Origin of the sequence: Rhodopseudomonas sp. P2A-2r (genome assembly GCF_026015985.1) — a bacterium.
GTDB lineage: Bacteria > Pseudomonadota > Alphaproteobacteria > Rhizobiales > Xanthobacteraceae > Tardiphaga.
Genome location: NZ_CP110389.1, coordinates 2,093,496 through 2,105,702, shown reverse-complemented (window position 1 = coordinate 2,105,702; position 12,207 = coordinate 2,093,496). Strand labels below are relative to the sequence as shown.

Annotated in this window: 12 protein-coding genes; 6 read left to right on the top strand and 6 right to left on the bottom strand. The window is 65.3% G+C overall.

Translation table 11 applies throughout. The annotated features are described in order from the left end of the window. Nucleotides 1–85: 85 nt before the first annotated feature. The 3 genes from ONR75_RS09895 to ONR75_RS09885 all read right to left on the bottom strand — a co-directional run bounded on the left by ONR75_RS09895 (nt 86) and on the right by ONR75_RS09885 (nt 1,751). Nucleotides 86–907: an alpha/beta hydrolase gene (locus ONR75_RS09895; protein WP_265082427.1), complete on the bottom strand. Its 822-nt coding sequence runs from the start codon at nt 905–907 to the stop codon at nt 86–88. Next, nucleotides 904–1,410, bottom strand: a complete 507-nt coding sequence (locus ONR75_RS09890) for a MarR family winged helix-turn-helix transcriptional regulator (RefSeq protein ID WP_265082426.1) — start codon at nt 1,408–1,410, stop codon at nt 904–906. The genes ONR75_RS09895 and ONR75_RS09890 overlap by 4 nt, the downstream gene beginning before the upstream one ends. A 170-nt stretch (nt 1,411–1,580) precedes the next feature. After that, nucleotides 1,581–1,751, bottom strand: a complete 171-nt coding sequence (locus tag ONR75_RS09885; protein ID WP_265082425.1) for a hypothetical protein — start codon at nt 1,749–1,751, stop codon at nt 1,581–1,583. Here ONR75_RS09885 and ONR75_RS09880 point away from each other — a divergent pair. The 6 genes from ONR75_RS09880 to ONR75_RS09855 all read left to right on the top strand — a co-directional run bounded on the left by ONR75_RS09880 (nt 1,740) and on the right by ONR75_RS09855 (nt 7,015). Further along, nucleotides 1,740–2,912, top strand: a complete 1,173-nt coding sequence (locus ONR75_RS09880) for an ABC transporter substrate-binding protein (RefSeq protein ID WP_265082424.1) — start codon at nt 1,740–1,742, stop codon at nt 2,910–2,912. The two genes, ONR75_RS09885 and ONR75_RS09880, sit on opposite strands and share 12 nt — an antisense overlap. Nucleotides 2,913–3,165: 253 nt before the next feature. Continuing rightward, on the top strand, nt 3,166–4,086 hold the full coding sequence (locus ONR75_RS09875; RefSeq protein ID WP_265082423.1) for a branched-chain amino acid ABC transporter permease: 921 nt from the start codon (nt 3,166–3,168) through the stop codon (nt 4,084–4,086). An 11-nt stretch (nt 4,087–4,097) separates the two neighbouring features. Further along, nucleotides 4,098–5,072 carry a branched-chain amino acid ABC transporter permease gene (locus ONR75_RS09870; protein ID WP_265082422.1) on the top strand — a complete coding sequence of 325 codons (975 nt, stop codon included), beginning with the start codon at nt 4,098–4,100 and terminating at the stop codon, nt 5,070–5,072. Further along, on the top strand, nt 5,069–5,818 hold the full coding sequence (locus tag ONR75_RS09865; RefSeq protein ID WP_265082421.1) for an ABC transporter ATP-binding protein: 750 nt from the start codon (nt 5,069–5,071) through the stop codon (nt 5,816–5,818). The genes ONR75_RS09870 and ONR75_RS09865 overlap by 4 nt, the downstream gene beginning before the upstream one ends. Next, complete coding sequence (locus tag ONR75_RS09860; RefSeq protein WP_265082420.1) at nt 5,818–6,516, top strand: ABC transporter ATP-binding protein; 699 nt, start codon at nt 5,818–5,820, stop codon at nt 6,514–6,516. Before ONR75_RS09865 ends, ONR75_RS09860 begins: the two co-directional genes overlap by 1 nt. A 43-nt stretch (nt 6,517–6,559) precedes the next feature. After that, nucleotides 6,560–7,015 carry a cupin domain-containing protein gene (locus ONR75_RS09855; protein ID WP_265082419.1) on the top strand — a complete coding sequence of 152 codons (456 nt, stop codon included), beginning with the start codon at nt 6,560–6,562 and terminating at the stop codon, nt 7,013–7,015. A 225-nt stretch (nt 7,016–7,240) separates the two neighbouring features. On the opposite strand, the gene ONR75_RS09850 is transcribed toward ONR75_RS09855, so the two are convergent. The 3 genes from ONR75_RS09850 to ONR75_RS09840 form a co-directional block, all read right to left on the bottom strand. Then, nucleotides 7,241–8,491 (bottom strand): flavin-dependent oxidoreductase, encoded by a 1,251-nt coding sequence (locus tag ONR75_RS09850; RefSeq protein WP_265082418.1) that lies wholly within the window; start codon nt 8,489–8,491, stop codon nt 7,241–7,243. Nucleotides 8,492–8,720: 229 nt separating this feature from the next. After that, on the bottom strand, nt 8,721–11,072 hold the full coding sequence (locus tag ONR75_RS09845; protein ID WP_265082417.1) for a bifunctional salicylyl-CoA 5-hydroxylase/oxidoreductase: 2,352 nt from the start codon (nt 11,070–11,072) through the stop codon (nt 8,721–8,723). Between the two features lie 269 nt (nt 11,073–11,341). Next, nucleotides 11,342–12,178: an enoyl-CoA hydratase family protein gene (locus ONR75_RS09840; RefSeq protein WP_265082416.1), complete on the bottom strand. Its 837-nt coding sequence runs from the start codon at nt 12,176–12,178 to the stop codon at nt 11,342–11,344. Nucleotides 12,179–12,207 lie beyond the last annotated feature (29 nt).

The window sequence follows — 12,207 nt, the reverse complement described above, 5'->3', positions numbered from 1 at the left end:
CCTAAAACAAATTCGTGCAACTGGCACCAGCCGCCGGGTCGCGATTTTTTGCCCTGGCGGCGCGAGATGTTTAGGCAAACCCCGCCTAACGGCGCGCCAATTGCCTGATACGCAGCGTCATCGGCGATTGCGGATCGGCCAGCGGCGCGATCGCGGTAAAATGGTTGGCGTCGGGAATCACCTCAAACCGCGTCGCGATAGCACCACCCCACGCAGCGACGATGCTCTCGCTCTGGCGGAAATACTCCGCGCTCTCCAGAGCGCCGACCGCCGCGTCGAGGCTGCCGCGCACGGGCTTCGGCCACAGCAGCGGGCTCGCGCGCCGCGCCGCAGCATCATCCAGATGCAAGGCTGTGTTGATGCTGGTGCCGACCAGCGGCACCAGATCGAACAGGCCGGATATGGCATAGGCGGCGGCGATCAGATTGTCCGGCAACGCCGGATCGATGGCGCGCCAGTCGGTCGCCAGCATGCAGGCCGCAAGGTGTCCGCCGGCCGAGTGACCGCTGACCACCAAGGGCTGGCCGAGCTTTGCGAGTTCGCGCATCGCCAGCCGGGTCTGATCGATGATGTCGTCGACGGTGACCGTCGGGCAGAGATCGTAATTCGGGACGGCAACGCTGATGCCGTGGGCATTGAGGCCGCCGGCCAGATGGCTGAAGAACGAGCTGTCCAGCGCCTGCCAGTAGCCGCCATGGATGAACACGGCGATCGGCCCCTGCCCCTCGGCGGCAAAGAAATCGATGCTGTGGCGCGCGCCGGCACCATAGGGAATAACGTGCCAGCGCCCTGTCCGCGCCTCGCGATAGGCCTTGGCGTCACGCGCCCAGCCGGCGATCAGCGCCGGATTTTCCGGCACCCGCGCGCGGTTATTGTATTCGACCTCGTAATCGATCGCCACGTTCACGAGCCCTTGCCGGTTGCCGGCTTCTGCGCCGCCTTCTGCGCCGACGCCTTGGTCTTGGCCAGAAGCCGCATCAACTCGCGGACATCCTTCGGCGCCAGGTCGCCGAAGATTTCAGCGATCCACGTCTCGTGTTCTTCCGCCATCTTGCGAAACTCGGCGCGGCCGCTCTTGGTCAGGCGGATCACCTGCACGCGGCGATCGGCCTCCGAGGTGCGACGATCGATATGGCCGGACTCCACCAGCCGTTCGACCAGGCCGGTGACATTGCCGTTGGAGACCATCATGCGCTTGGAGACATCCGACAGCGTCATGCCGTCCGGCACCTTGTCGAGCTGCGCCATCAGGTCGAAGCGCGGCAGCGTCACGTCGAAGCGCTCGCGCAGGCGGCTGCGCACTTCGCCCTCGATGAGGGTCGTGCAGGTCAGAAGCCGCAGCCACAGCCGCAACTCGTCGCCGTGATCTTCGGAATGCTCGGAGGCCTTGGTTTCGGAATCGAGATCCATGATGCGATGTTACCTCCCGAGAACCTTCGCGGCAGCAACGGAGCGCAGCAATCCACAACTCGCCGCGCATGCGCCAGCCGATCCTTTTGACCTTCAAGGAATTCCCGGACGTCCGCAAGTCAAAACGCCGCAGCCACCCGACTGGCCTCCCCGGCAAACTTCTTTAAGGTTCAAAGAAATTGGCGCGCCGCTTGCATGGGGTTTCCGGTCGGGCTGCCCGCCTTTGGTTTGCTTGCGGCGGCAGCCATCATCGGAATAAGCTGCCGTCGAAGGCTGAATTTGGGTTGGCGGAATTTCGGCGCAATGCGCGGCCGAGCAGAGGAGAAGTCATGAAGCAGCATGTGAAACTCGCCGGACTTGCCGTCCTGGCAAGCGTGATCGCCGGACAGGCGATGGCGCAGGAGAAGATCAAGGTCGGCGTGATCGTGTCGCTGTCGGGCGCCGGCGCCGTGCTCGGCCAGCAGGCCCGCGACGGCTTCAACCTCGCGGTCAAGGATCTCGGCGGCAAGATGGGCGGCAAGGACGTCGAAGTCATCGTCGTCGACGACGAGCTGAAACCCGACGTCGCCGTCACCAAGGTCAAGGCCCTGCTGGAGCGCGACAAGGTCGACTTCGTGGTCGGCCCGATCTTCTCCAACATCCTCGGCGCCATCCACAAGCCGGTGATCGAGAACAAGACCTTCCTGATCAGCCCGAATGCCGGTCCATCGAGCTTCGCCGGCAAGGAATGCAGCCCGTTCTTCTACGTCACCTCGTACCAGAACGACCAGATCCACCAGATCCTCGGCAAGGTCGCGCAGGACCGCGGCTACAAGAAGGTCTATCTGATGGTGCCGAACTATCAGGCCGGCAAGGACTCGGTCGCCGGCTTCAAGACGGACTTCAAGGGCGAGATCGTCGAGGAATCCTACATTCCGCTGGGCAACCTCGACTTCCAGGCCGAACTGTCCAAGATCGCATCGATGAAGCCCGACGCCGTGTTCACCTTCATGCCCGGCGGCATGGGCGTCAATCTGGTCAAGCAGTACAAGCAGGCCGGCCTGTCCGACCGCATTCCGTTCCTATCGGCCTTCACCGTGGATGAATCCACGCTGCCGGCGCAGCAGGACGCAGCGGTCGGCATGTTTGGCGGTTCGAACTGGGCGCCCAACCTCGACACCGCCGCCAACAAGAAGTTCGTCGCGGAATACGAGAAGGCCTACAACAGCGTGCCCGCCACCTACGCATTCCAGTCCTACGACGCGGCGATGCTGATCAACAGCGCCGTCGTCGCCGTCAAGGGTGACCTGTCGGACAAGGCCAAGGTGAGCGCGGCCATGAAAAAGGCCGACTTCACCTCGCTGCGCGGCGGTTTCAAGTTCAGCGGCAACGGCTATCCGATCCAGGACTTCTACCTGACCAAGGTCGCCAAGCGCGCCGATGGCAAGTTCCAGACCGAGATCGTGGAAAAGGTATTCACGAACTACGCCGACAAGTACGCCAAGGATTGCGTCGCGCAGTAAGCAAGCACGATTGCGGAGCCGCCGCTTCTCCCTCTCCCCGTCCTTCACGGGGAGAGGGTCGGGGTGAGGGGCTCTTCCGATCCGCGAAGACCGCAGTTGAGTTGAGCGCGTGCCCGGCCCCTCACCCGGATATCGCGCTGCGCGCGACATCCGCCTCTCCCCGCAAGTGCGGGGAGAGGTTACTAAGCCCGGACGCGGCGACGGATTTCAGCCACGCGAACAGGTTCGCTGGCGCAATTGGTAACCAGGCCGCATGACGCTCACCCTTGCTCTTGTCCAGATCCTCAACGGCCTGCAGTTCGGGCTGATCCTGTTCCTGATCGCCGCCGGCCTGACGCTGGTGTTCGGCGTTATGGACTTCATCAATCTCGCCCATGGCGTTCAATACATGGTCGGCGCCTATCTGGTGGCGGCGTTCACGGCCATGACCGGAAGCTTCCTCGCCGGCCTGGCGCTGGCGCTGCCCACGGCACTGATCTTCGGCCTGCTGCTGGAGCTGCTGATCTTCCGTCACCTCTATGACCGCGACCATCTCGACCAGGTGCTGGCCACCTTCGGCGTCATCATCTTCCTCAATCAGGCGGTGAAGTTCATCTGGGGTGCGGCCCCGCTGAGCGTGCCGATCCCCGATGCGCTGAGCGGCGCCGTCGAGATCGCCGACGGCATGCTGTATCCGGTGTATCGCCTGGTCATCATCGCCGTCGGCCTCGCGGTCGGACTGGCCCTGTATCTCATCGTCAACCGGACCAAGCTCGGCATGCTGGTGCGCGCCGGTGCCAGCAATGCGGCGATGGTCTCCGCGCTCGGCGTCAACATCCGCCTGCTGTTCACCATCGTGTTCGGCGTCGGCGCCATGCTCGCGGGCTTCGCCGGCGCCATGGTGGCGCCGATCCTGTCGGTGGAGCCGGGCATGGGCGACAATGTGCTGATCCTCGCCTTCGTGGTCATCGTGATCGGCGGCATCGGCTCGATCCGCGGCGCGTTCATTGCGGCGCTGCTGATCGGCCTCGTCGATACGCTCGGCCGCTTCATGGCGCCGACGCTGCTGAAGATGCTGCTCGATCCGGCGGCGGCGAGCCAGATCGGCCGCGCCATTGCGCCGATGCTGATCTACATCCTGATGGCCGCGGTGCTGTTCTTCCGGCCGTCCGGCCTGTTCCCGACCAAATCATGACGGGACAACACGTGAGCAAGCTCATCGATCTCGAGACCGTCCCTGCACCCGCGCGCCGCAGCCGCGCCTTCGTGCTGCCGGCGGTCGTGTTCGCGCTGTTCGCGCTGCTGCCGCTGGCGGCCGTCTACGGGCCGCAGTCGTTCATCCTGGCGCTGGCGTCGCGGATCATGATCCTGGCGCTGGCCGCCATGTCGCTGGACCTGCTGATCGGCTTTGGAGCCATGATCTCGTTCGGCCACGCCGCCTTTATCGGCATCGGCGCCTACAGCGTGGCGATCCTGTCCAGCCACGGCATCAATGACGGCTTTGTCCAGCTCGGCACGGCGCTTCTGGTGTCGTTCCTGTTCGCGCTGATCACCGGCGCCATCTCGCTGCGCACCAAGGGCGTCTATTTCATCATGATCACGCTGGCGTTCGGCCAGATGCTGTTCTTCCTCGCGACGTCGCTCGCCGCCTATGGCGGCGACGACGGCCTCAGCGTGGCGTCGCGCAGCCTGCTGTTCGGATCGAACATCCTGAAGAACGACAAGGCGCTGTACTACCTCTGCTTCGCCCTGCTGCTCGGTGCATATCTGCTGCTGCGGGCGATCGTGGCGTCGCGCTTCGGACGCGTGCTGCGCGGCATCCGCGAAAATCCGGTGCGCATGGAGGCGATCGGCTTTGCGCCCTATCGCTACCAGCTCACGGCCTATGTGATTGCCGGGATGATCGCCGGCGTGGCCGGCTGCCTGCTCGCCAACCAGACCGAATTCGTCAGCCCCGCTTACACCGCCTGGCAGCGCTCCGGCGACCTGATCTTCGTCATCGTGCTCGGCGGCATCGGCTCGCTGCACGGCGCCATCATCGGCGCCGCGGTGTTCAGCCTGCTGGCGGAATTGCTGTCGCATTACACCGAGCACTGGGCGCTGATCTTCGGGCCCATCCTGATCCTCGTCGTGCTGTACGCGCGCGGCGGCATCGGCGGGTGGCTGGGGAGCAAGCCATGAGCACAGCACCGCTGCAGCTGAAGAACCTGTGCAAGAGCTACGGCGCGCTGCGCGTGACCGACGACGTCTCGCTGGAGGTCGCGGCCGGCGAGCTGCACGCCATCATCGGTCCCAACGGCGCCGGCAAGACCACCTTGATCCACCAGATCTCCGGCCTCGCCTCGCCGAATTCCGGCAGCATCATCTTCCACGGTCACGACGTCACGCGGCTGCCGATGGCCGAGCGCGCCAAACTCGGACTGGTGCGCTCGTTCCAGATCACCTCGATCCTGCCGCGCTTCTCGGCGCTGGAGAATGTCGCCATTGCCGCGCAGGCGCAGCACGGCTCGAGCTTCCGCTTCTTCGGCAATGCCGCCGCCGAGGCCGATCTCAACGACATCGCCATGGGGCTGCTGACGCGCTTCGGCCTGGCCGCCCGCGCCCTGGTCCCGGCCGGGCAGATGTCGCACGGCGAAAAACGCCAGCTGGAGATTGCCATCGCGCTTGCCGCGAAGCCGAAGCTGCTGCTGCTCGACGAACCGCTCGCCGGCACCAGCCACGACGAGTCGCAGCGGCTGATCGCCACGCTGCAGGAGCTGCGGCGCGAACTGCCGATCGTGCTGATCGAACACGACATGGATGCGGTGTTCGCGCTGGCGGACCGCGTCTCGGTGCTGGTCTACGGCCGCATCATCGCCTCCGGTCCGCCGCAGAGCGTGCGCGACAATGCGGACGTGCGCGCTGCCTATCTCGGCGAGGAGGCCTGATGCTCGACGTCGCCAACCTGCAGGCCGCCTACGGCGCCGCCAAGGTGCTGTTCGATATCTCGCTGCGCATCGGCGCCGGCGAGGTGGTCACCCTGCTCGGCCGCAACGGCATGGGCAAGACCACCACCATCAACACCATCATGGGCCTGCTGCCGTCGACCGGCGGCAGCGTGACCTTCGATGACAAGCCGCTGACCGGCCTGCCACCCTACAAGATCGCGCAGGCCGGCATCGGACTGGTGCCGGAGGGACGGCAGATCTTCCCGACGCTGACGGTGGAGGAAAACCTGCTGGCAACCGCCGCCGTGCGCGAACCGCCGGCACGCTGGACGCTGGAGCGGATCTACGAGCTGTTTCCCCGGCTCAAGGAACGCCGCGGCAACATGGGCACGCAACTGTCCGGCGGCGAGCAGCAGATGCTGGCTGTCGGCCGCGCGCTGATGACCAATCCGAAGCTGCTGATCCTCGACGAGGCCACCGAAGGGCTAGCGCCCTTGATCCGCATCGAGATCTGGAATTGCCTGAAGAAACTCAAGGCCGAGCACCAATCGATCCTGGTGATCGACAAGAACGTCGACGCGCTGGCCGCCTTCGCGGATCGCCACGTCATCATCGAGAAGGGCCGCGTGGTGTGGACCGGCACCTCGGCCGAGTTGAAGGACGATCCTACCGTCAAGGATCGGTTCCTGCACGTTTAACAATGCGCCTCGCGGGGCGTCGTATCCAAGGGAAGGAAGCAACATGAAAACTGAAATCGCCGGCATCACCCGGGCCAACGAGGGCATGCAGGGCATCTCCTGGAGCATTCTCGGCCAGACCTACGTGCCGAAGAACTGCACAGAGGACTCGTTCTCCTGGCACGCCACCTTCCCGGTCGGCACCTTCGTGCCGCCGCACATCCATCCCGACCAGGACGAGTATCTCTACATCCTCGAGGGCAAGCTCGACTTCATGCTGGGCGACGGCGAGACCCAGGCCACGCCGGGCGACCTGGTGCGACTGCCGCGCGGCATCCCGCACGGCATCTTCAACAAGACCAGCCAGTCGGCCAAGGTGCTGTTCTGGGTGTCGCCGAGCCGGCGGCTCTACGACCTGTTCTGGGCGATCCACAACATGAAGGAGCAGAACCCGGCGGACGTGGTGGCGCTGGCCGCGGAATACAACATCCACTTCCTGCCGCCGCCTCCGGGGGCGTGAGCACTTCCCTCTCCCCCAGCGCAGCAAAGCTGCGCGCCGCGGGAGAGGGGCCCGAACGAAGTGAGGGCGGGAGAGGGAAAGGCCGCAGGCTCCGACGCGAGTAAGAGCCCCCGTCTCGAACCGCTTCGCGGTTCGATCCACCCTCTCCCGCCAGACGCCGCTGCGCGGCGCCGTGGGAGAGGGGAAGGAAGAGCAGTCGGCGCCGCTTACGCTCGCCGCTGCAGCCTACCCGCCCACCACCGACAAGCCAGGAAGCGCTGCAAAGCCCGCCTTGCTGGCGTAGCCGCGCACGATGGCCTCGCGCTGCGAATAGCTGAGCACGTTGTCGATGTGATCAAAACCATCCGGCGCGATCTGTTCGACGGCGTCGATGACGCCCTCGGGGCCGCCGCGGCGGTTGGCGCGGACGATCTCCGCGGTCATCGGCAGCCGCTTGCGCTCATAGGCCATCAGCGCCTGACGCGGATGCTCGGCATGGGCCAGGGAATCCGCCAGCGCGCGGGCATCGAGGATCGCCTGCGAGGCGCCGTTGGAGCCGACCGGATACATCGGATGAGCGGCGTCACCGAGCAAAGTGACGCGGCCGCTCGACCAGTACGGCAGCGGATCGCGGTCGCAGCACGGATATTCCCAGAATTCCGGCGTAGCCGTAATCAGCGCCGGCACGTCGACATGCGGTACGTTGAAGCGTGCCACATGCGGCATCAATTCGTCGCGCTTGCCGACCCGCGACCAGTCTTCGCGGCGCGGCGGCGGCGAGCCGCCCTCGCCGATCTTGACCAGCACCGCCCAGTTGGTGAGCCGGGTCGACGGGCTCGAGCCCTCGGCGATCGGATAGACCACCACCTTGGCATGCAGCCCGCCGGCGACGATCATCGAATTGCCGGTGAGGAACGCCGGCCAGTCGCGCGCGCCGCGCCACAGCATCAGCCCGTTCCAGACCGGTCCGCCCTCGTCGGGAAACAGCGTGCTGCGCACCTTGGAATGAATGCCGTCAGCGCCGATCAGGATATCGCCGCGCGCGGTTTCCACATGGGCGCCAGTGCGGTCGAAGAAATAGGCGGTGACACCGCCTTCGTCCTGGGTGAACGAGCCGAGCCGGCGTCCGGTATGGATCGCCTGCGTCCCGAGGCGCTGCTCGACCGCCTTGTGGATCACGCTCTGCAGGCGGCCACGATGGATCGAGAACTGCGGCACGTCGTGGCCGGCACCATGGCCGCGGCCCTCGCGCCAGACTTCCTGGCCGTGGCGGTTGAGGTAGTGCAGCTCGTCAGTGCGGATGGCGACCGCGTCGAGCGCATCGAGCAGGCCGAGGCCGGCGAGTTCGCGGATCGCATGCGGCAGCGTGTTGATGCCGACGCCGAGTTCGCGGATCGAGTCCGCCTGCTCGTACAATTCGCAATCGATGCCGCGCGCCCGCAGCATCAGCGCCGTGGTGAGACCGCCTACGCCGCCGCCAACGATGATTGCCTTCATCAGCCCTGCTCCACTTGGTTACTAGCGTACGAAACACCGGCCTGCCTCCACCTCTCCCCATCGGGGAGAGGTGGAGGCTTTCACATGCAAAGCATGTGGAAGCCGGGTGAGGGGGCAACGCGCCATCGAGAGTTCTGCGCCCCCTCACCCGCCCGGCTTCGCCAGGCGACCTCTCCCCGGTGGGGAGAGGTGTCCGCGCGCTCCATTTCCGTCAGCGTCGCATGACCGCTTATTCCGCTGCAAGCGGCTTGGCGGCTTCGGCGCGCAGCTCGGCGCGGGTCTTCGGCTTAGCCTTAATTTTCAGGTCCTCAAAATCCAGCTTGTCGCGGACGCTGTTGCGGAAGATCTGCTCCTTGCCGGGCATGTATTGCGGCGGGCAATAGGCATCCTTAGCGCCATACCAGGCGGCGGCCTTTATGGTGAATGACGGGTCGACCAGATGCGGACGGCCGAGCGCCACCAGATCGGCGCGGCCGGCCGCGACGATGGTATTGACCTGGTCCGCGGTCGTGATGTTGCCGACGCACATGGTGGCGACACGGCCCTCGTTGCGAACCTGTTCGGAGAACGGCGTCTGGAACATGCGGCCATAGATCGGCTGCGCCTCGCGCACTGTCTGGCCGGTGGAAATGTCCACCAGATCGACGCCGGCTTCGGCGAAAGCACGCGCGATCAGCACCGCATCGTCGCCGGTGATGCCGCCTTCGGCCCAGTCGGTGGCGGAGATGCGCACCGACATCGGCTTGTGCGCCGGCCACGCGGCACGCATGGCTGCGAATACTTCCAGCGGGAAGCGCAGGCGATTGTCCAGCGAGCCGCCGTAGTCATCGGTGCGCCGATTGGTCAGCGGAGAGATGAAGCTGGCCAGCAGATAACCGTGGGCCGCGTGCATTTCGAGCATGTCGAAGCCGCAGGCGTCGCCGCGCTCGGCTGCGGCCACGAACTCCGCCTTCACCGCATCCATGGCGGCGCGGTCGATCTCGCGCGGCACCTGGCTGTCGGGAAAATACGGGATCGGCGACGCCGATACGATGTCCCACGCGCCCTCGGCCAGCGGACGGTCCATGCCGTCCCACATCAGTTTGGTCGCGCCCTTGCGTCCGGCATGGCCCAACTGCAGGCAGATCTTCGTCGCCGAATTGGCGTGCACGAAATCGACGATGCGGGTCCACGCCGCCTGCTGTTCGTCGTTCCACAGTCCCGCGCAACCGGGCGTAATCCGCGCGTCGCGGCCGACGCAGGTCATTTCGGTGAAGACCAGGCCGGCGCCGCCGATGGCGCGCGAACCGTAGTGCACCAGATGGAAATCGCCGGGCACGCCTTCCTTCGCCGAGTACATGCACATCGGCGAGACCACGGCGCGGTTGGCCAGCACCATCTCGCGCAGCCTGAGCGGCTGGAACATTGGCGCCGCCGGCTTCTTCACGTCGACGTCAAAACCGCTGGCGCGGACCTGCTCCGCAAAAGCCTTGTCGACCTGCTTGACGAAGCCCGGAGCGCGCAAAGTGAGGTTGTCGTAGGTGATCGCCTTGGACCGCGTCATCACGCCGAAGGCAAACTGCACAGGGTCGAAATCCCAGAAGCGGTCGACATGCTCGAACCAGACCAGCGAGACGTCGGCGGAGTGCTGGATCTTCTCGGTCTCCTCGCGGCGGCCGTGCTCGTAATCGTCGAGCGCGGCTTCCACCGTCGGCGCACGGCCCATCGATTCATAGAGTGCGATGGCGTCCTCCATCGCCAGCTTGGTGCCGGAGCCGATGGAGAAATGCGCGGTCGCCTTGGCATCGCCGAGCAGCACCATGTTGTCCTTGACCCAGCGCTTGTTGCGGATCATCGGGAAATTGCGCCACATCGAGCGGTTGATCAGCAGTCTGTGGCCCTCGAGGAAGCCCGCGAAGATCTGCTCCATGCGCTCGGCCGATTGCTGCTCGCTCAGCCCTTCGAGGCCGGCGCGCTTGAAGGTCTCGGGATCGGTCTCGAAGATCCAGGTCGAGCGGCCCGCCTCGTATTGATAGGCATGGGCGATGAACGGACCCCATTCGGTCTCCTCGAACAGGAAGGTGAAGGCGTCGAGCGGCCGGGTCGACCCCATCCAGGTGAACTTGTTGGAGCGCAGATCCACCTCGGGCTGGAAGTGCTCGATGTACTTGTTGCGGAAGTGGCTGTTGATGCCGTCCGACAGCACGATCAGGTCGGCGTCGGCGAACCGGCTCTCGTCGGTGATATCGATCTCGAACAGCAGCTTGCAGCCGAGCTCGCGGGCGCGCTCCTGCAGGATCATCAGCAGGGTGCGGCGGGAGCAGCCGCAGAAGCCGTTACCGCCGACGCGGTGCACGGTACCGCGGAAATGCACGGCGATATCGTCCCAGTAGGCGAACTCCTGGGTGATGCGCTGGTAGCTCGGCAGGTCGTATTTTTCAAAGTTGTCGAGGGTCGCATCGGAGAACACCACGCCGAAGCCGAAGGTATCGTCGGGACGGTTGCGCTCGTAAATGGTGATGTCGGCCTGCGGCCGCTGCTTCTTCAGCAGGATGCCTGCGTAGAGGCCCGCCGGGCCGCCGCCAATGATTGCGATCTTCATAACAATCTCCGCGTCCTGAGCTTCAGACGAGATACTTTAACCTTAAAGTAATTAGGCGCAAGCCCGTTTGCGCGGCAGCCGGCGCCTTTTGACCCAGATCAAATCGCGGCCCCTGCCGGCGGAATGTTTCTGCCCCGGATGCGGCGCAATGCGCTGCCGAAGGCAGCGTAGTGCTCCGCAGAGCCGAGGCCGTCCGAAACGCCGGCGCTTGGTACGGTCCCGGACGCGGAGCGGCACAAGGGTGCCGCGCCGCGTCCGGGACAAGTGCGTCAATTGCCTTGAAACTGCGGCTTCACCTTGTTGGAAAACGCCTCGAAGGCGCGGGCGAAGTCCTCGGTGGTCATGCACAACGCCTGCGCCACCGCCTCGGCTTCGATCGCCTCCTCCACCGACATCGCCCATTCCATCGCCAGCATGCGCTTGGTCATGGTGTTGGCGAAGGTCGGGCCTTCGGAGATCTGTCTTGCGAGCAGCTGCGCCTGGCCGAGCACCTGCTCCGGCGACACGATGCGGCTGAAGAAGCCCCAGCGCTCGCCCTCCTCGGCCGTCATGAAGCGACCGGTATAAAGCAGCTCCGAGGCCCGGGACTGACCGATGATGCGCGGCAGGATCGCGCAGGCGCCCATGTCGCAGCCCGCAAGCCCGACCTTGTTGAACAGGAAGCCGACCTTGGCGCCGGTTGCGGCGAGTCGCAGGTCGGAGGCCATCGCCATGATGGCGCCGGCGCCGGCGCAGATGCCCTCCACCGCGGCGATCACCGGCTGCGGGCAGCCACGCATCGCCTTGACCAGATCGCCGGTCATCCGGGTGAAGGCGGTGAGGTCCTTGGTGTTCATCTGTACCAGCGGGCCGATGATCTCGAACACGTCGCCGCCCGACGAGAAATTGCCGCCGGCGCCGGTGACCACGATGCACTTGACGCTGTCGTCCATGGCGCAGGCGCGGAAGAAATCGGTCAGTTCACGGTAGCTCTGGAAGGTCAGCGGGTTCTTCCGCTCCGGCCGGTTCAGCGTCACCGTGGCGATGCCGTCGACCACCGCGAGCAGAAAATGTTGCGGCGTATAGTCGATCAGCGGCAGCGTGACCGGATTGGCGAACTTTTGCATGAGGGCTCCCTGCGATGCTTCTTGTTGAT

Bases quoted from the DNA above. Each gene is read 5' to 3' on its own strand.
- ONR75_RS09890 (WP_265082426.1), bottom strand. From the start codon at position 1,410: ATGGATCTCGATTCCGAAACCAAGGCCTCCGAGCATTCCGAAGATCAC.
- ONR75_RS09880 (WP_265082424.1), top strand. From the start codon at position 1,740: ATGAAGCAGCATGTGAAACTCGCCGGACTTGCCGTCCTGGCAAGCGTG.
- ONR75_RS09885 (WP_265082425.1), bottom strand. From the start codon at position 1,751: ATGCTGCTTCATGACTTCTCCTCTGCTCGGCCGCGCATTGCGCCGAAA.
- ONR75_RS09875 (WP_265082423.1), top strand. From the start codon at position 3,166: ATGACGCTCACCCTTGCTCTTGTCCAGATCCTCAACGGCCTGCAGTTC.
- ONR75_RS09865 (WP_265082421.1), top strand. From the start codon at position 5,069: ATGAGCACAGCACCGCTGCAGCTGAAGAACCTGTGCAAGAGCTACGGC.
- ONR75_RS09860 (WP_265082420.1), top strand. From the start codon at position 5,818: ATGCTCGACGTCGCCAACCTGCAGGCCGCCTACGGCGCCGCCAAGGTG.
- ONR75_RS09855 (WP_265082419.1), top strand. From the start codon at position 6,560: ATGAAAACTGAAATCGCCGGCATCACCCGGGCCAACGAGGGCATGCAG.
- ONR75_RS09850 (WP_265082418.1), bottom strand. From the start codon at position 8,491: ATGAAGGCAATCATCGTTGGCGGCGGCGTAGGCGGTCTCACCACGGCG.
- ONR75_RS09845 (WP_265082417.1), bottom strand. From the start codon at position 11,072: ATGAAGATCGCAATCATTGGCGGCGGCCCGGCGGGCCTCTACGCAGGC.
- ONR75_RS09840 (WP_265082416.1), bottom strand. From the start codon at position 12,178: ATGCAAAAGTTCGCCAATCCGGTCACGCTGCCGCTGATCGACTATACG.